Here is a 17,747-nt window from a genome sequence, read left to right on the forward strand (position 1 = left end):
AATGATTTTTTAACAATTCAACGTTATCAAAAACAGCATCAAATTGGATTGAATTGCCTGCCCGGAAACACAGGCCATTAAATGTTTAAGCGGCTACGGTTCAGGCAGTACCAAAAAATCCAAATGGCTGCGGTAAATGCCACCACATTGGGTTAGCAAGCGACCAATCAAGCGACTAAGGTTGACCAATGGTGGCAACGGGTGACCATTTGTGGCAGATGGTGGCAAATTAACGACAGTCAATGCTTAAGTAATTACCCTAACTTTTCTGTTACCGATTGGCGTATTGCTTGTCTTTTTTCAACTCACGCTCTTCCTTCAGCATCTTCGCTTTGATACGGTTCCTCTTCAGCGGTGACAGGTATTCGACAAACATTTTGCCTTTAAGATGGTCCATTTCGTGCTGAATACAAACTGCGAGCAGTCCCTCTGCATCAAGTTCAAATGGTTTGCCATCGGCATCCAGGGCGCGTACTCTGATGCGGGCTGGACGTTCAACGCCGTCATAGACACCGGGAACCGATAGGCAGCCCTCGTCATAAGTCTGCCGCTCTTCGCTGGACCAGAGGATTTCCGGGTTTATAAAAACGAGTAAATCGCGTCCGGTGTCTGAGGTATCAATGACGATCAGTTGCTCATGGACATCGACTTGCGACGCGGCCAGGCCGACGCCGGGTGCTTCATACATGGTTTCTGCCATGTCGGCGATTAATCGTTTCAGACGGGCGTCAAAAACGGTGACCGGACGGGCAATTTTATGCAGGCGGGAGTCAGGGTAACGCAGAATATTTAGTAAAGACATACTGTTTTGGACGGCAAAGTTTTAAAAAATGATTAGAGAGGTAGTAAAAAGGCAATTTCATAATATTTCAAAAATATTCTGAAATAGGTTTGACGCCTTTTTAATGTGGATGTTGGTTTAGTAAATCATTTTGACGTACCTCACCGCTATCTGGCACTTATTTTGCTACTGCTTCGCTGTTATTGCGCTGTTTTTCCGCTCTTGCTTGTTGACTTGCTAATTTCAACATTTTTAGGCAAAATTTGATGCGATTTGGCAACTATTTTGCAGGTCTTTCGCACTATGTTTGCAATGTAGTTTGCTTCGCTCTCGACGATTATGCGCGTCCGAAGCATTATATTATGCGCCAAAGCAACGGCTGTCACATTGAAATTAAAGTTGTAATAACTTTAGTTGCCAGCGAGATCTTCGTAACCGCGTTATGGAATCGGCCTGCCCGTACCAACAACGCAGATCGGCGCTTTGTTCGTTCGGGATGGAAAAGCGATTCGCGCCAGCGCATATTTAATTCATCGCACCACCCATTGGGACCAATATGAAAAATTTTAGCACAGCTGCAGTCCTTCTCGCTTTTGTAGCAGGCATGGGCGTCTTGCCTGGCGCTTATGCGCAGACTACAGCTTCGGGCCGCTGTGCATTTTTGCCCAATGCCCCAGATCAGCATGCCGTGGTACGCGGCGATACGCTGTGGGGAATTTCTGCTCATTTTTTAAAAAATGCATGGTGCTGGCCGCAAGTGTGGGGAATGAACAAAGAACAAATTCGCAACCCGCATTGGATCTATCCGGGACAAATTGTCTACTTTGATCGGGCTGCGGGACGATTACGCCTTGGTACGCCGACCGGCAGCGGCCCTTCCGGCACGATCAAATTGTCACCTCACGTCAGGGTCGAAGGGTTGGGTCTGGAAGCGATCTCCGCAATCCCCGCTGAGCAAATCGCACCCTTTCTTTCTCAGCCGTTAATCATAGAAGAAGATGGCTTACTGAACGCGCCACATATAGTTGCAGTTCAAGAAGGTCACATTAATCTGGGACGCGACGATCTTGCGTTTGTGCGCGGCGATCTTAAGGGCGGGACGTCGTTTCAAGCCTTTCAAACCGGCAAACCATTGAAAGATCCGGTCACCGGCAAGGTCATTGCTTACGAGGCGATATATGTCGGTTCCCTGAAGTTGGAACGCGCTGGTAAAACGGCCAATGAAGCGGATACGTTCCGCGTGGGCGAGGCTAAAGAAGAGCTGGGCGTCGGCGACCGTTTGGTCGTCTTGCCGCTGACACAGATTTTGAACTATGTACCGCATCCGCCAGACCACGATGTTAATGCGCGTATTGTCTCCGTGTACGGCGGCGTTGCAACTGCGGGGCAGAACCAGATCGTGACGGTTAATCAGGGGGCAGACGACAATCTGGAAGTCGGTAACGTGCTGGAACTATACCGGTTTGGCAAAACTATTCCTGATCCTCTGGATCAAAAAAAAGCAGTCAAACTACCGGATGAACACTACGGCACGCTATTTATTTTCCGCATATTCAAACATATTTCTTACGGGCTGATCATGCAGGTACGCGATACAGTGCAAGTCGGCGATATCGCCCGTTCGCCGGAGTAACCCTGCTCAGTGAAACAAATCACCACTCTTACATCAATTCCTTTCCAGCGGTTAAAGCGGCGCTTAAACCTGACACAGGATCCACTGCAGTTATGGTGACGATGGCAACCTCCGGCCAGTCAGGGCTGGCTCAGAGCAATGCGCCCGCGTCGCCCTCCGATCTTGCAGACTGGCTCAGGTTGGAGCAAACCGACGGAGTAGGCTCAAGCACCGGGCGGCGTTTGTTAGCGGCCTTCGGCCTTCCTGCGAACATTTTTGCCAGTTCGTTCACGGTTTTACAAAGCGTGGTGTCGCACAAGATTGCGTTGGCATTGCTCGCTCCGCTGTCGGATGTGGCCAAACAGCGCATTGAGTCTGCATTGATCTGGGCGCAGCAAAAAGGTAATTGCATCCTGACGCTTGCCGATAACGGCTATCCCGCAACGCTACTGAATATTGCCGATCCGCCGCTCATCCTGTACGTAAAAGGCCGCATGGAATTGCTGGCGCGGGCTTCTATAGCGGTCGTGGGCAGCCGCAATGCGACGGCGCAAGGAATCGCTAACGCGGAACGTTTTTCGGAAACGCTGAGCCAGTGTGGTCTGACGATAGTCTCTGGTCTGGCGCTAGGGATTGACAGCGCGGCCCATCACGGTGCGCTGCGCAATATGGCCAACAACCCGGATGGCGGCAGCACGGTTGCGGTGATCGGGACCGGCGCGGATATTGTCTATCCCGCGCGAAACCGCAGTCTGGCGCACCAGATCGCTGAGATCGGATGCATTGTTAGTGAGTACTCACTTGGTGTTTCTGGCATTGCCGCCAATTTTCCACGCCGTAATCGCATCATTTCCGGCTTGTCCTCCGGGGTGTTGGTGGTAGAGGCTGCAGCCCAGTCAGGATCGTTAATCACGGCCCGGATGGCAGCGGAGCAGGGGCGTGACGTGTTTGCAATTCCCGGCTCGATTCATTCGCCCCTATCCAAAGGTTGTCATCAACTACTCAAGCAAGGAGCAAAACTGGTCGAGTCGGCGCAAGACATACTGGAAGAAATCGCCGCTTACAGTGTTTCAGTGGGCGCGTCACGGGCACCCCGGCAGGTATCGTTTCTCAGCGCGCCGGATGCCACCAGCGTCAGAGCGACCGCCACCCAACTTAATGTCGCCGGTACGCCATCGATTTCCTCTTCAACCGCGGAAAGTGAGGGGGAGGACGATCCACTCATGGCGGCACTAGGATTCGATCCCGCCAGTCTGGACCTGCTGGCGGCCCGTTGCGGGCTTGATGTTGCCATTTTGAATGCCCGGCTATTGACGTTGGAACTAGAAGGCCGTGTTGAGATGCTGCCTGGTGGGATTTATCGACGCATAGGATAGTGTAAGGTGGCGTGGCCATTGCGGTCGGCGCCCCTCTCCGTTCCGAAGTCGGCATGGCGAGTTCGACAGCTTTTGTTAAATCCTGCAATACTCCGACAGTCCCACCATATAATACATAAGGTTCACAACTGGCGTTCGAGTGTTGAAGTGTTATATCTTATGCACTATTGTTATAATGTTTAATTTGCCACTATGCTTATTTTGTTTACGTACACTAAGCATCTTGTTTTAGTCCAATCATAGCGATACAGTAGAAATATGTTTGAAGTCCTCGTTTATCTTTATGAAACCTATTACCGTCCCGATGCCTGTCCGGAAACTGAGGCCTTGGTGAAGAAGCTGTCGGCAATCGGTTTTGAAGAGGATGAAATTTCCAAAGCGCTGGGCTGGTTGACAGATCTGAAGGAAACTAACCACATCTACGCCGGTCTGTATCCGCAGCAGACGGCGTTCTCGTTCGGTGTGCGGATTTACGCGCCGCAAGAGCTTGATGCGCTCGGTACTGCCGCGATTGGCTTTGTGCAATTTCTTGAGTCCGCCAAGATGCTTAATCCGGTACAGCGTGAGATCGTCGTCGAGCGTGCGCTGGCCGCTGGCGAGTCGCCGGTATCGCTGGACAAGCTGAAAGTGATCGTCCTGATGGTGCTCTGGAGTCAAGGTAAAGAACCCGGCGGGTTGATGTTTGACGAATTATTTATTGACGACGACGAGGATCCGGAACCACGTCTCTTGCATTAATATTGGCACCAAGCGCTACTTCGCTTTATAGTTGCGAGCACCGGCAACGATTACCCTACTTGCGATATTCCCGGTAACCCGCTTATCATTGGCCGCTTATCAGTCTCCTTTCGAATGCGCAGCAGGTTTGAAAGAAGCCTAATCACCGCCATGTACTATGCTGGCTGTTATAGTATGCAACAGTTGTCATATGGCAATGCACTGCTTTGTTTCGAAACCGCTATTTTTTTTGGACGCGTATCGAACCGAAGCTTGCGTTCCACTCATAGTTAACAAGCCTTTAGCTGAAAAATGCACTGACCCAGTAATCGGGAAAGCGCGCCACTTTCGAGAATATATTTATGAGCAAGACCCTCATCATCGCCGAGAAACCTTCTGTCGCGAACGACATCGCGAAGACTCTCGGCGGCTTCACCAAGCACGATGAGTACTTTGAGTCAGATGAATACGTGCTGTCATCCGCCGTCGGCCACCTGCTAGAAATCGCAGTGCCGGAAGAGTTTGACGTCAAGCGCGGTAAATGGACCTTTACCCATCTGCCGATGATTCCGCCTTATTTTGCGTTGAATCCGATCGCCAAGACAGAAGCGCGTCTCAAAGTACTCAATAAGCTAATCAAGCGCAAAGACGTTACCGCATTGATCAACGCCTGCGATGCCGGTCGTGAAGGTGAGCTGATTTTCCGTTTGATAGCACAACACGCCAAGGCCAAACAGCCAGTCAAGCGTCTGTGGCTGCAATCGATGACGCCGGGCGCTATTCGCGATGGGTTCGCCAATTTGCGCGCTGATGAAGACATGCTGCCATTGGCCGACGCAGCGCGTTGTCGCAGTGAAGCCGACTGGCTGATCGGTATCAACGGCACGCGCGCAATGACCGCGTTTAATTCGAAAGAAGGCGGTTTTTATCTGACCACCGTTGGTCGCGTACAAACGCCGACGCTCTCGATTGTGGTTGAGCGTGAAGAGAAGATCAAAAAATTTGTTCCGCGTGACTTCTGGGAAGTGCGCGCCGAGTTTATCTGCGCCGCCGGTATCTACGAAGGTCGCTGGCTTGATACGCAACACAAAAAAGTGGAGAACGATCCTGAGAAGCGCGCCGAACGCCTCTGGAGTCTGGCCGCCGCAGAGTCGATTGTTGCCGCTTGCCGCAACAAGATGGGCAACGTTACGGAAGAGTCCAAGCCGACCACGCAAATGGCACCGGGCTTGTTCGACCTCACCAGTTTGCAGCGTGAGGCTAACTCGCGTTTTGGCTTCTCCGCTAAAAATACCCTCGGCCTTGCGCAGTCCTTGTATGAGCGACACAAAGTCCTGACCTATCCGCGTACCGATTCGCGCCATCTGCCGGAAGATTACCTGAGCACGGTTAAAGAAACACTGGAGACCGTCTCTGAGAACAATAATTACCAGCAGTTTGCAGCGCAGATTTTGAATAAAGGCTGGGTTAAGCCGAACAAGCGGATTTTTGACAACAGCAAAATCAGTGATCACTTTGCGATCATCCCGACTACGCAGGCACCAAAGAATTTGTCCGAGCCTGAGCAAAAATTGTACGATCTGGTCACGCGTCGCTTCATGGCGGTGTTTTTCCCGGCAGCAGAATTTCAGGTAACGACGCGCTTTACCGAAGTGTCTGGCCATCAGTTCAAGACTGAAGGCAAGGTCATGATTAATCCCGGCTGGCTGGCTATTTACGGCAAAGAAGTCGCGGATGAAAAAGACGCCGATAACAATGGCACATTGGTCGCAGTTGCCAAGGGCGAAAAAGTTAAGACCGACAAAGTCACTGCCAACGGCCTGGTCACCAAGCCACCAGCGCGCTACACGGAGGCCACGTTGCTGTCCGCGATGGAGGGTGCTGGCAAGTTGGTCGATGACGGCGAGTTGCGCGAAGCGATGGCCGGGAAGGGTCTGGGCACGCCAGCCACGCGTGCCGCCACCATCGAAGGATTGATCTTCGAGCGCTATATGTTGCGCGAAGGTCGCGAACTGATTCCGACAGCCAAAGCATTTCAGCTGATGACGCTGTTGCACGGTCTGGGGGTGGATGAGCTGACCGAGCCTGAGTTGACCGGCGAGTGGGAACATAAGCTGTCGCTAATGGAAAAAGGCCAGATCACGCGCGAAGAATTCATGCGTGAAATAGCCCAGATGACACAAACCATCGTCAAGCGCGCCAAAGAATACGATAACGATACAATCCCCGGCGACTACTCCACGCTGGTCGCACCTTGTCCAAATTGTGGCGCGGTAGTGAAAGAAAATTATCGCCGTTTCGCCTGTACCAAATGCGAATTCTCAATGAGCAAGACGCCGGGAAGTCGCCAGTTTGAGATTTCCGAAGTCGAAGATTTGCTGATCAACCGGACCATCGGACCATTGCAAGGTTTCCGCTCCAAGATGGGACGACCGTTTGCAGCGATCCTTAAAATAAGTCGCGACGAAGAGATCAAAAACTTCAAGCTAGAATTCGACTTTGGTCAGAACGATCAGGAGGGCGAGAACGGCGAAGGCGTTGACTTCACTGGCCAGACGCCCGTCGGCCCCTGTCCTAAATGCGGCAATGGCGTATTTGAAATGGGCCTTGCATACGTTTGCGAAAAAACCGTCGCCAAGCCAAAAGAATGTGATTTCCGTAGCGGTCGTATCATTTTGCAGCAAGAAATTTTGCCAGAGCAAATGGTCAAATTGCTTAACGAAGGGAAGACCGATTTGTTACCGGGTTTTGTCTCGCAACGCACGCGTCGACCGTTTAAGGCTTTCCTGGTAAAAGGCAAAGACGGCAAGGTTAGTTTTGAGTTTGAAGAGCGCAAAGCTAAAGCACCGGCCAAAGGGAAAGCCAAAGCGGCAGCGGTGGAAGGTGACGCGGACAGCGAGACTACTGTCGATGTAGCGGTAAAAGCGGTGGCTAAAAAAGCCGTCGTCAAGAAGGTCGCTGCCAAAAAACCGGCCGCCAAAAAGGCTCCCGTTAAGGCAGCAGCAAAGTCAGTGGTGAAGCCCACAGTGAAGCCCGCAGCCAAGCCAGCCGTGAAGCGCGTTATAGCGAAAGCCAAAGCCGCATAGCGCTCTGTAGTCAGTACCCGGTCTCAGGCTTTACGCTAAGGGGATGATTGCGCCGATGTAAACATCATAGAAGTTGGCGCCCGGTGCCTTGCATCGGGCGTTTTGTATTCAAGCCAGAAAGTGTAAATAATTATGGATAGTCGTTCGTGGCTATTCACTTTTCTGATCGGGTACTTGATTGTAATCTCGTGCAATCTGCAGTACCTCTTCGAGATTTAATTTCACAGCGCTCATATTGCCTACGTAGCCCCCTAAAGCCTCGGTAGCACGCCTCTCTATTTCCTCGGCAGTAACGCGCCTATGCGAAATTAAATTTTCAATATCTCCTCTGTCAGGCCCTGAAAATCGTGCAATTTTGCTTACGATGAGGTCCACTGCACCCAACACATATACATCGATATGGTCCGTGTCGACAGGCACTCTGATCGCATCCTGCTGATAGTCTTCGTGCATCAGGGCGAACGTGCTGTTATACGAAGCGTCGAGGAATAATACATTGCCTTCCGCTGTTTCCACGAGGAAATCTGGCGGGATTAAAAATCGCTTTGAGAACTCCGCATCTACGTCCATCGTCACCCTACCCGCAGTATAAAGATGCGTCGCCATCCCGCCTGCGATGATCATTTTGAGCGGCTCTTTCAGGTCCAGATGCTGGCCTAATTTTTTAACTAGTTCTACAAGACCGGTTGCGAGATCGGTATCGATATAAAAACGAATATCTTCTACCATGTACGTCTCCCGGAAAGTTGACGTTCTAAAAGATTACGAACACGCGGCAGGTCTCGCACCAGACCCGCCTGGACCACATCCGGAAAGGAGCGCGGTTGTAACGGTCGATGCGAATCAAAGTAAGTTTTTGTTAAGCTCTCTAATGCCGCTGCAACGGCCGGATGGGTGGTCTTGACCAGCTGTGCCACCAGACGAAATATATCCGCTTCATCCGCGCTTGCGGGAGACTTATTTTCGTTCGCAGCATTGACGCAGAGTTTAACGAGTGCGTCTTCGCTTTCTCTGGTCCACGCTGCCGATGGTGATTGCGTATCTGCAGACTTCATTTGACTGGTCATAAATTTTCCCGTTCTTTCAGATATTGCCGCTTGCGCGCCAAGCGCAATAACGCATTATTCTCTCATCCTACGCCTGCCTTCACGCATTTTGTATTAACGCGCGAGAGTACGCTCGCGTCGTCCAACAGTATCGTCCCTTTACTTGATTTTTAGAATAGGAAATTTTTAAATCTCTTTTTCGAGAATAATCTGTAGCGAAAATAAGAATTCACCTTAAAAAATATAAGAATTTTCTTATATTAATAGGAGATGATTCTGAATTTCATATAAGACATTTCTTTTTTTGAATTAGAATATTCTATTTTTTTTATGCCTTAATAATTTTTCGCTATTTCAGATAGTATTTCATTAAACCACTTATGTATTTATTAGTTGGTCAGTCGCCTGAACAATAATATTTATTATTATTATCTTATTATTCATGTCTTTCATGCGGTGAAAACTACGCTGTCCACGCGACTTTATTACTGCATATGTAAAATTTACATCCCAATAAACAAATGAAAAAATTAATTATTATTACAGCTTTCCTGGCTGGAACCGTGCAAGCCCAGGAAGTGCAAATTCAGACTTCCAATTTAGGCGCGAGCTGCCCTGTTGGAAGTGGAACTAAAACTTTCGGAGAAATTTTTCCAGATAAAAATTTGGCACAAGCTGTCGCGGACATGATGGACATTACGGTTGAACATTCTGTTAACGCAGATAATTTGAAATATCTTTCCCGCTCTCCATTGAATTTTGACGGCAAGGGAATAACAAATCTGACCGGATTGGAATGTTTATCTGCTGCGAAAGAACTAACTTTGAGTCGTAATAATTTTTCAACTATCGATCAACTCGAAGGGATGACGAATTTGACCTATTTAAATATGGGTAATAACAATATTTTGAGCTTTTCACCATTAAAATATTTGGTTAATTTGCAATACCTGAATGTGACAAAAACGGTTTTATCTTCCCGTGGCTTGAAAGAATTTGAAACGCTCACTGATTTGCGTTCTTTAGATATTAGCTATAATCATATTGATAAAATTTCTGTCCTGGAAAATTTTAAAAAATTGGAAATGCTCAAAGCGGATCACGCAGGAATAGTCGATATCGCACCGATAACCTGGCTAACCGGGCTGACCCATCTCGATATATCGGGAAACAAAATTCAAGACCTAAAAGCACTGGAAGAGTTGGCTTCATTAACCGCTTTGGATATTTCAATCAATCCGATCACCTCGCTTTCACCGTTGCGAAGCTTGAAGAACCTGACTACGTTATACATGGGGGCGACCCAGACGACTAACCTGAATGCATTGGAGAACTTAACTAACTTAGAGACATTAAGTGTGTTGGACAATAATATTACCCATATCAGTCCGTTAGCAGATTTGACCAATTTAACGAATTTAAGATTGTCTCATAACAATATCACCGATATTGATGTGCTGAAAAATTTCGATAAAATGACTTATCTGTATGCGGGAACTAATAAAATTGCCGACATCAGTTCTTTAAAGAATATGGTTAATCTTAAGAAGCTGGATTTGCACGATAATGCTATCACTAGCATAGAAGCGGTAAGATCATTAACCGGTCTGGAGGGCCATATAAATTTATCAGGCAATCAAATTACTAACGTTGAGCCATTGGCAGCGCTAGAAAAAATTACTAATGTTGATTTGGATCGGAATAACATTCTTGATTTGTCATCCTTAAAAATTCGTAACATTGCTGCCGAGGACCAAGTGATTGTATTGCCAGTGGCTAAAAATGTATTAACACCTACAGTTATTCATATAGAAAACGCGGCTGATATTACCGGCGATTCAACGCCGATCACATTTACTTTCAATACAGAGGGAAAATATCAGGATGGTGAATTGCGTTGGGTATTGTCCGGCAATAATTCACTGACATTTAAAAGTGATGGCGCGGGAAGAACATTTTCTGGAAAAATTTCACAAAAAGTTCTCGCCGAAGTAACGCCGTCTTAATCGGTGAAGTAAAAGTCGAGGGCGGTCACTGTATGAGGGCCTCCTCGCGCTTAACATTTGTTAAGTTATTGAAAAGTTTTTAGTCTTGAAAAATCGCACTTCAGGCGGCAAGTTCCTGGCAATGAACAGCCGCGATTCATCCATCACGCTCACTCCCTTCAAGTCGCAACAAAAAAGCCTTCCGTTCAAGTCCGCCAGCGAACCCCGTCAATGCCCCCGAAGCGCCGACCACCCGATGGCAAGGCACAATAATCGAGACCGGATTTCGTCCGATGGCCGTGCCAACCGCCCGCACCGCATTGGCCTTGCCGATTACTGCCGCATGATGGCCGTAGGTAGTCGATTGCCCAAACGGGATGGCGATTAATGCTTCCCATACAGAGCGCTGAAACGGCGTCCCTTGCAATGCCAGCGGCAGATCAAACTGTTGGCGAGTGCCGCCAAAGTATTCGTCGAGTTGTTGCGCCGCAAGCTGCAAGTGTAGATGATAGGGCTGATTTAGCCATCCATGTTTACCCTTGAAATGGCGGTGCTCTTCAAAATACATGCCACTCACGCCAGCGTCGGTTGCTGCAAGCAATAGCGTTCCAATCGGACTCTTGTGCTCAATGTAGTAGGTGATACTTTTGACGACGTTTTTCTTTGTGAAATTGTCTACATCTTTACGATTGAGGTCCGCATGATGGAGGATATCTGCTGAGATTTTCATATTGTTTGCCATAAAAGGAGTGCTGCGTACCCACGCCATGGTGCCCATGCGCCAGCGGCAGCAGCGAGTTGTTTTTCGGTCAGGCGTCCACCATCGTCGGCCATTGCCTTTTGCAGTCCCAGATCACCCACAGGAAACGCATCGGGAAAACGTAAAGCGCGTAGTGCGATGTAGTGCGCGGTCCAGTTGCCGATGCCCGGAATCGCCGTCAATTGTGCGATGGTGTGTTCCAGCGAAGCGCCGGGTTTGACGCGCAGTTTGCCCTCGGCGGCATAGCGGGCCATATTTTGTATGGTCTGCGCACGGGACGCAGGAATACCAATTTCCGCCACCGCAGTAATAGAGAGATCTGCCAAAACCGCCGCATCCGGGAAATGATGGGTAACCGTCGGAAACGGCGTTTCAAATAGCATGCCAAAGCGGCTTACGAGGCGCGCGGTTAATGTACTGGCACCAACCACGCTGACCTGTTGCCCCAATATCGCCCGCACCGCTAGTTCAAATGGCGTAAAAGTGCCGGGTACGCGAATCCCGGGCAGATGGGCGATACGCTGGGCCAGCGTGGGGTCCTGCCCTAAATGGGCGGTAATTAAAGCAGGATTCGCATCCAGATCAAACAGGTTGCGCACCCGCGCCAGCAGCGGCATAAGCATCGGAGTCAAATTGGCAGAAATCTGTATTTCCAGTTGCTGTTTTTTAGCCAGATGGGTGACCCGTAACCACCCATTGAGTTTGTCGATACAAACGCTGCGCAGATACGCAGGGTTACTCGCGGTGAGTAGCACCGATTCTACCCCGCGAATCAAGCGCGGCTGCAAATAGGCCAGTAGTTGCAGCCAGTCGAACGGAGGCCGATAAGCCAGGCGGACGGTCACGGCGTCTTCTGCCGATTGCTTGCCGATCGCAGGATCGCTTTTTCTGCGTAACGCCGTGGGAGCCATGCCGTAGCGTGCATTAAACAGCGTATTGAAACGGCGAACGCTGCCAAAACCCGCTGCGTCGGCAAGCTGGGTCATCGGTAGCGCGGTCTCCTGCAATAGCTTTTTTGCGAATAATAAGCGTTGGGTTTGCGCCAGTTCAACCGGCGTGACGCCGAAATGCTGGACCAGCACCCGGCGTAACTGGCGCGATGAAAGACCGACTTCCTGGGCCAGCTTTTCTAGCGCGCTACTTTCCGTGTTATCAACGCTGTGTTTACTTTCGTCATCAATGACTGCCGCTTTGTTATCGTCAGAATGGTGATTCAGCGCACCTGCGGTAATGCGCTGCCATACCGCATACGCAAGATTTTGCTGTAACGCGTAGGGTGCCATTTCTGGCCGGCAACGCAGGCAAGGACGAAAGCCTGCTGCCTCTGCGGCAGCGGCGCCTTTATAGAATGTACAAGAAGAAGGGCGGGGCGTTTTGGCGGTGCAGATAGGGCGGCAATAAATACCGGTGGTGCTGACTCCCACAAAAAAGACACCATCAAAGCGAATGTCTTTGGCAGACAGCGCGCGATAACAACTCTCGTCATTGAGAGATTCTGGTGTTGCATTCGCATCCTGCCGGATAAATTCAGGCGAGGTTAAATGCTTTGAGTGGACTAGATTGAGATCGGTTTCCATGCGTTATTTATACGCCTTGGGAAGTAAGGCGTCTAGCCGTTTTCGGACATACATATAACGACCCGTGATCCACCCCGAGACCTTCTATGGGCGGAGCACAGAACTCGTCAGCAATCAGCAAACCGATCAGTGGCTCTGATGAGTTGATCCAGGATTCCCGGTTCCGTCACTGAATGTCCTGCATCGGGAACAATGATGAGTTCGCTTTGCGGCCATGCCTGATGTAGTTCCCACGCCGTTTGCGGCGGGCAAATAACGTCGTAACGACCTTGCACAATAATGCCGGGAATATTATGTAGTTTGCCCGCATTTAACAGCAGTTGGTCGGGCGCAAAAAAGCTCTTATTTACAAAATAGTGATTCTCAATGCGGGCAATCGCCAACGCGTGGTGGGCTTCCGAAAATTCGGCGACAAAATCAGGATTGGGTAACAAGCTAATCGCGTGGCCTTCCCACGTACTCCAGGCCTGGGCGGCTTCAAGTCGGATTACCTGATCGTCGGCATGTAACAAACGATGATAGGCCGACATCAGGTCGCCGCGCTCGGCCTCCGCAACCGGGGCGATAAATCCTTGCCAGACTTCCGGAAATATCATCGAAGCGCCGTGTTGATAAAACCAGTCAAGCTCCTTTTGGCGAGATGTAAAAATGCCGCGCACAATTAATTCAGTCACCCGCTGCGGGTGCGCTTGCGCATATGCCAATGCCAGCGTGCTTCCCCACGATCCGCCAAAAACCTGCCAGCGCTCAATGTTTAACAATATACGCAGACGCTCTATATCGTCGACCAGATGCCATGTCGTATTTGCTTCCAGGTGCGCATGCGGGATACTGCGGCCACAACCGCGCTGGTCAAATAACACTACCCGGTACCGTCTCGGATCGAACAGGCGTCGATGATTCTCGTTACAACCTGCGCCCGGGCCGCCGTGTAGAAATATTACCGGCTTGCCTGCCGGATTGCCGCATTCCTCCCAATAAATGTGGTGACCTTCACCGACGTCCAGCAAATCATGCGCGTGGGGCGCAATAGGGGGATAAAAGCAGCGCAATTTTTCAGCCGGTAATGTCGTCATATTTACTTTTTCCGTTGATAGAGGTGCAACGAGGTTGAAGTACAACTTTATTAAAACCGTTATCACTATTGGCAGATACGATATTTATCCATTTCAAAAATACGTTTCTGAAGCGGAGCAAAAACATCCATCAGCCACTCAGATTATAACGTGGGTGCGTAAAGATAATGCCTGAAAAGAATAGAGGTACTTCCTGTTTTTGATAGATAGATTTCTATTTTCTTCGTTTCGGCACCCACAATGAGACGGCCTAAAAGCATTGTGGGCTAATATATTGCAGCTCAAGAACAACATCATTACTGCACAAAATTATGAAACAGTTTTATAAAAATATTTTCTTGACGGGAGGGCTTGCCTCTCTGCTACTGATCCTCTCACCCGCGGTCCAAGCTAAAACTCCGACCACAATATTCGTCGCGCCGGATCAAATTTATACATATGTACTAAAGCACCTGCCTGTGTCTTCAATTAAAACGCCACGGCTAAATACAACCGCTTTCGAACCGATTTCTATTACTACTGAAATTGATGGACAAGAGCAAACTATCCGTGTTGAGCGCCAGTTAAATGTTCGCGTCAAAATTCAAGGCGTGGATCAGGCTATAACGACATACAGTGGAAAGCAGGGAGAGCTTACTGCGGTAGTGATTTTAAGAGACCGCAAGCTGGTAATAGTCAGCCCCAATTCAGAAGGATCAATGCAGGTATCTACATTGCAACCCGGACAGGCGCTTGTCGTTACGCGCACACTGAAAAGTCAGAAACCGCCGGAAGGTCTGGAAGCACCGTCAAGTAATGACCCGCATCTTCCCGACGCCACCACAATTGGAGAGGTTCAACCCGAATTGCGTCCCGTGAAAACCGCGGCTTTTCCCGACCACGCATTGCTGATCAATGTCGCTATCCACAACGATGTGACTTTGACGGCGGGACAAGTGTATGACGATTATTTCTCCTGGTGGAGTAAAGAAGTTTTGCAACATGTGTCTAGCATGCAGGGCATTCTTCTTAGCTTTTGGGCCCAGGTTCCGGAAGTAACGGATGTAGACTATAAGGCTTCCGATTCTGGAATTTCATATCAGATTGCCCGCGATGCACTGCTTACAAAGGTATCAGAATGGGCGGACGGCTTTCCTGTTTATCAAAGTAAATTCATGCTGTTCACCAACGATCGTCTTAATTCCAGCTATTCCGGCCTCGGTCTGACTACTGTAGGAGGTCGATTTGTGATCGCCAGTGGCGCCAATTATCAGACCGCTGCAGCAATGCTTGGGTGGATGCTTGGCGGGCATCCGGATTATGCGGAAGTGCAATACAACGGTTGGTGGTGTGAAACAATTATGACGCGGGAAGCCGAGATAGGTATGCGTGGTAACTGCTATACATACAGTAATAGAAATCGGGCAGATATTACCGCTTATTGGGCGAAAGAAATTCGGGAACACGGGGTCGAAGAATTTGTTGTACAAAATGTGGAGACTGGCTTGGTTCTAGATGTGCACGGACAGATTGCAACGGGTGCGGTGGTAGGAGGATGGAAAAAATACCATACTATGAATCAGCTATGGAAATACGTTCCCCAAAGTCCATTTGTATTTCGTCTGGCGTCGCAGGCGGCAGATGGCTTATGTCTATCCGTTTACGGAGCGGAAGCAAACTCCGCTGATCTGCAACCTTGTGATAGTGGATATTACGGCATGGATTTTACCTTCCAATTTAAGAAAGCTGTTACCGCCGTTGCGCATTTAAAAAATCTTAATACCGGTCTTTTTTTAAGCATTAATGCTGATAACGACATTAGACTTTCTAATATCGAAGCGGTATCAGTACATAAAAATTGGTTCATGCAAAAAATGGGGTCTGTGCGTTAGGGAGGTTATAGGCCTACTTCACGGATAGAGTGCATTGAAGAGTGAGTCATAAAAACGTTGCTGCCGCGCTAATAAACGCTGGCGTGCTTTGGGTGGCTAACTAACGTCCCGGATGCGTTACACTAATTCTACGCTCGCAGGAAATACCAGCACGCTACTGGTAATCCACGGGGAATAACCATTGCACCCTCACTTGAAAGGTCTCAGATCTATGCCTCAGCACGGCTTTCCCGCAGCACGCCTTATCGTTCAAAATCTTGTGGCCTCGCAGATTCGCGAAGTCGCTAACGTCGGTATCGGACGTGCCGATGTGTTGCCGTTCTGGTTCGGTGAGCCGGATCAGGTCACGCCAGCGTTTATTCGCGATGCCGCCAAATTAGCACTGGATGACGGCGACACTTTTTATACCAGCAACTATGGTATCCCACCGTTGCGGGAAGCGATTGCGGCATACTTATCGGCATTGCATCGTCCGGTAGACGCCAGTCGGGTGGCGGTCACGTCATCCGGCGTGTCGGCGCTGATGCTGTTGTCTCAAATGATTATCAGTCCCGGGGATCGGGTCGTGGCAGTAACGCCGTTGTGGCCTAACGTGGTTGAAATTCCTAAAATTCTTGGTGCTGAGGTGGTGCGGGTGCCACTGCGGTTGGGGGATGTATGGGATCTCGATATCCAGCAACTACTGGATGCGTTGACACCCGGCACCCGCGCAGTAATGATTAATTCTCCCAATAATCCAACCGGCTGGGTCATGTCGCGTACCCAGCAAAAACTGGTTCTGGCGCATTGTCGTCAGCACGGTATCTGGATTGTCGCGGATGATGTTTATGAACGCGTCGTCTATACAAACTCATCAACTACAGGCGGGCAGACAGAAGACGGCAACGATAAAACATGCGCGCCGTCATTTCTGGATATTGCCGAGCCGGACGACCTGCTTATTTCCTCCAATAGTTTTTCCAAGGCCTGGTTGATGACGGGTTGGCGTCTCGGTTGGTTGGTTGCGCCACCATCTTTAATGGTGGACCTGGGCAAGTTAATTGAATACAACACGTCTTGTGCGCCGGGATTTGTGCAGCGCGCCGGTATCGCCGCGATTGCCGGTGGCGATACTGTTATTGCTGCCACCATGACGCGCTATCAAACCGCACGCGACTATTTATACCAGCGCCTGAACGCGCTGCCCGGCATCACCGCGCCGCTGCCAAAAGGGGCGATGTATTTGTTTTTTCGGATGGAGGGTGTGACCGATAGTCTGGCCTTGTGCAAGCAGTTGGTGCGGGACGCAGGCCTTGGTCTCGCACCGGGCAGTGCTTTTGGCGCAGAAGGCGAAGGCTGTATTCGCTGGTGCTTTGCAAGTTCAGTGGAACGGATCGAACTGGGTGTTCAGTGTCTGGAGAGGTTTTTGTCGGTCCGCTAGTTTATGCCCGTGCGTCAAGATTAACAGGGTATGCATAAAGATGCTTCAGCGTGTACTTTTGCCTGGCAATAGGATAAAAAAAGATAGTAGCCTCAATCATTTATTGGGGGTTACTTTAGCAGCTCGCAACGGACTGCTATTCTAAAACGCACCATTTGCAAACCGCAGGTACCCAAAAATTCTCTGCGTAAGCGCTGCATTTCAATCACTTTCAGTAGTTAACTTCCGCTCGCTCTCGTTCGAGAAAAACAGATTTTTTGGCATCTATCAACCTCTCCATTTCTCTTCGGTTTTAATCTCACCCTGATGCAGCTAACGTCTGCCTCGTCGCTATTGTTTGCGCACCAATGTATTTACGACGCCGTTGAATAATTTGATAATTAGCGCTCAGATAAATCTATGTAATGCAGAATTATCTGAGCAATAAAAAGAATAGTCTT

The 17,747-nt window shown here is 49.5% G+C and carries 13 protein-coding genes; 7 read left to right on the forward strand and 6 right to left on the reverse strand.

Going from position 1 to position 17,747, the window contains the following annotated elements:
• Positions 1 to 271: 271 nt before the first annotated feature.
• The gene (gene def / locus HAV38_RS16270) at positions 272 to 802 is read right to left on the reverse strand and encodes a peptide deformylase (protein WP_168056414.1); all 531 of its coding nucleotides are present in this window, start codon (positions 800 to 802) and stop codon (positions 272 to 274) included.
• A gap of 535 nt (positions 803 to 1,337) precedes the next feature.
• Between def and HAV38_RS16275 the strand changes: the two genes are divergently transcribed.
• The 4 genes from HAV38_RS16275 (at position 1,338) to HAV38_RS16290 (ending at position 7,572) form a co-directional block, all read left to right on the forward strand.
• Positions 1,338 to 2,414, forward strand: coding sequence for a LysM peptidoglycan-binding domain-containing protein (locus tag HAV38_RS16275; protein WP_168056415.1), 1,077 nt, complete (start codon positions 1,338 to 1,340; stop codon positions 2,412 to 2,414).
• 101 nt (positions 2,415 to 2,515) lie between these two features.
• Positions 2,516 to 3,769, forward strand: a complete 1,254-nt coding sequence (gene dprA, locus HAV38_RS16280; protein WP_184013477.1) for a DNA-processing protein DprA — start codon at positions 2,516 to 2,518, stop codon at positions 3,767 to 3,769.
• A 258-nt stretch (positions 3,770 to 4,027) separates the two neighbouring features.
• Positions 4,028 to 4,507: a Smg family protein gene (locus tag HAV38_RS16285; RefSeq protein WP_168056417.1), complete on the forward strand. Its 480-nt coding sequence runs from the start codon at positions 4,028 to 4,030 to the stop codon at positions 4,505 to 4,507.
• 341 nt (positions 4,508 to 4,848) lie between these two features.
• Entirely contained in the window at positions 4,849 to 7,572 is a 2,724-nt protein-coding gene (locus HAV38_RS16290) for a DNA topoisomerase III (protein WP_168056418.1), read from the forward strand.
• Positions 7,573 to 7,722: 150 nt separating this feature from the next.
• Here the strand turns inward: HAV38_RS16290 and HAV38_RS16295 are convergent, their stop codons facing one another.
• A complete protein-coding gene (locus tag HAV38_RS16295) occupies positions 7,723 to 8,301 on the reverse strand; it encodes a DUF6036 family nucleotidyltransferase (protein ID WP_168056419.1) in 579 nt (192 codons plus the stop codon).
• On the reverse strand, positions 8,295 to 8,639 hold the full coding sequence (locus HAV38_RS16300; protein ID WP_168056420.1) for a hypothetical protein: 345 nt from the start codon (positions 8,637 to 8,639) through the stop codon (positions 8,295 to 8,297). The genes HAV38_RS16295 and HAV38_RS16300 overlap by 7 nt, the downstream gene beginning before the upstream one ends.
• 500 nt (positions 8,640 to 9,139) lie before the next feature.
• On the opposite strand from HAV38_RS16300, the gene HAV38_RS16305 reads away from it, so the two are divergent.
• A complete protein-coding gene (locus HAV38_RS16305) occupies positions 9,140 to 10,624 on the forward strand; it encodes a leucine-rich repeat domain-containing protein (RefSeq protein ID WP_168056421.1) in 1,485 nt (494 codons plus the stop codon).
• A gap of 136 nt (positions 10,625 to 10,760) precedes the next feature.
• Here HAV38_RS16305 and HAV38_RS16310 read toward each other — a convergent pair whose 3' ends face one another.
• The 3 genes from HAV38_RS16310 to pip all read right to left on the reverse strand — a co-directional run bounded on the left by HAV38_RS16310 (position 10,761) and on the right by pip (position 14,016).
• Positions 10,761 to 11,333 carry a methylated-DNA--[protein]-cysteine S-methyltransferase gene (locus HAV38_RS16310; protein WP_168056422.1) on the reverse strand — a complete coding sequence of 191 codons (573 nt, stop codon included), beginning with the start codon at positions 11,331 to 11,333 and terminating at the stop codon, positions 10,761 to 10,763.
• Positions 11,330 to 12,940 carry a DNA-3-methyladenine glycosylase 2 family protein gene (locus HAV38_RS16315; RefSeq protein ID WP_168056423.1) on the reverse strand — a complete coding sequence of 537 codons (1,611 nt, stop codon included), beginning with the start codon at positions 12,938 to 12,940 and terminating at the stop codon, positions 11,330 to 11,332. Before HAV38_RS16315 ends, HAV38_RS16310 begins: the two co-directional genes overlap by 4 nt.
• 107 nt (positions 12,941 to 13,047) lie before the next feature.
• Complete coding sequence (gene pip, locus HAV38_RS16320) at positions 13,048 to 14,016, reverse strand: prolyl aminopeptidase (protein ID WP_168056424.1); 969 nt, start codon at positions 14,014 to 14,016, stop codon at positions 13,048 to 13,050.
• Between the two features lie 311 nt (positions 14,017 to 14,327).
• Between pip and HAV38_RS16325 the strand changes: the two genes are divergently transcribed.
• Complete coding sequence (locus HAV38_RS16325) at positions 14,328 to 15,887, forward strand: RICIN domain-containing protein (protein ID WP_168056425.1); 1,560 nt, start codon at positions 14,328 to 14,330, stop codon at positions 15,885 to 15,887.
• A 211-nt stretch (positions 15,888 to 16,098) separates the two neighbouring features.
• The gene (locus HAV38_RS16330; protein WP_168056426.1) at positions 16,099 to 17,307 is read left to right on the forward strand and encodes a pyridoxal phosphate-dependent aminotransferase; all 1,209 of its coding nucleotides are present in this window, start codon (positions 16,099 to 16,101) and stop codon (positions 17,305 to 17,307) included.
• Positions 17,308 to 17,747 lie beyond the last annotated feature (440 nt).

It is taken from the genome of Glaciimonas immobilis (genome assembly GCF_011947285.1).
Classification (GTDB): Bacteria; Pseudomonadota; Gammaproteobacteria; order Burkholderiales; family Burkholderiaceae_D; genus Glaciimonas; species Glaciimonas immobilis.

What these genes read in the sequence shown, in the direction of transcription:
- HAV38_RS16300 (WP_168056420.1), bottom strand. Translation starts at nt 8,639, where the DNA reads ATGACCAGTCAAATGAAGTCTGCAGATACGCAATCACCATCGGCAGCG.
- HAV38_RS16295 (WP_168056419.1), bottom strand. Translation starts at nt 8,301, where the DNA reads ATGGTAGAAGATATTCGTTTTTATATCGATACCGATCTCGCAACCGGT.
- pip (WP_168056424.1), bottom strand. Translation starts at nt 14,016, where the DNA reads ATGACGACATTACCGGCTGAAAAATTGCGCTGCTTTTATCCCCCTATT.
- HAV38_RS16275 (WP_168056415.1), top strand. Translation starts at nt 1,338, where the DNA reads ATGAAAAATTTTAGCACAGCTGCAGTCCTTCTCGCTTTTGTAGCAGGC.
- HAV38_RS16310 (WP_168056422.1), bottom strand. Translation starts at nt 11,333, where the DNA reads ATGAAAATCTCAGCAGATATCCTCCATCATGCGGACCTCAATCGTAAA.
- HAV38_RS16290 (WP_168056418.1), top strand. Translation starts at nt 4,849, where the DNA reads ATGAGCAAGACCCTCATCATCGCCGAGAAACCTTCTGTCGCGAACGAC.
- HAV38_RS16315 (WP_168056423.1), bottom strand. Translation starts at nt 12,940, where the DNA reads ATGGAAACCGATCTCAATCTAGTCCACTCAAAGCATTTAACCTCGCCT.
- dprA (WP_184013477.1), top strand. Translation starts at nt 2,516, where the DNA reads ATGGCAACCTCCGGCCAGTCAGGGCTGGCTCAGAGCAATGCGCCCGCG.
- HAV38_RS16330 (WP_168056426.1), top strand. Translation starts at nt 16,099, where the DNA reads ATGCCTCAGCACGGCTTTCCCGCAGCACGCCTTATCGTTCAAAATCTT.
- HAV38_RS16325 (WP_168056425.1), top strand. Translation starts at nt 14,328, where the DNA reads ATGAAACAGTTTTATAAAAATATTTTCTTGACGGGAGGGCTTGCCTCT.
- def (WP_168056414.1), bottom strand. Translation starts at nt 802, where the DNA reads ATGTCTTTACTAAATATTCTGCGTTACCCTGACTCCCGCCTGCATAAA.
- HAV38_RS16305 (WP_168056421.1), top strand. Translation starts at nt 9,140, where the DNA reads ATGAAAAAATTAATTATTATTACAGCTTTCCTGGCTGGAACCGTGCAA.
- HAV38_RS16285 (WP_168056417.1), top strand. Translation starts at nt 4,028, where the DNA reads ATGTTTGAAGTCCTCGTTTATCTTTATGAAACCTATTACCGTCCCGAT.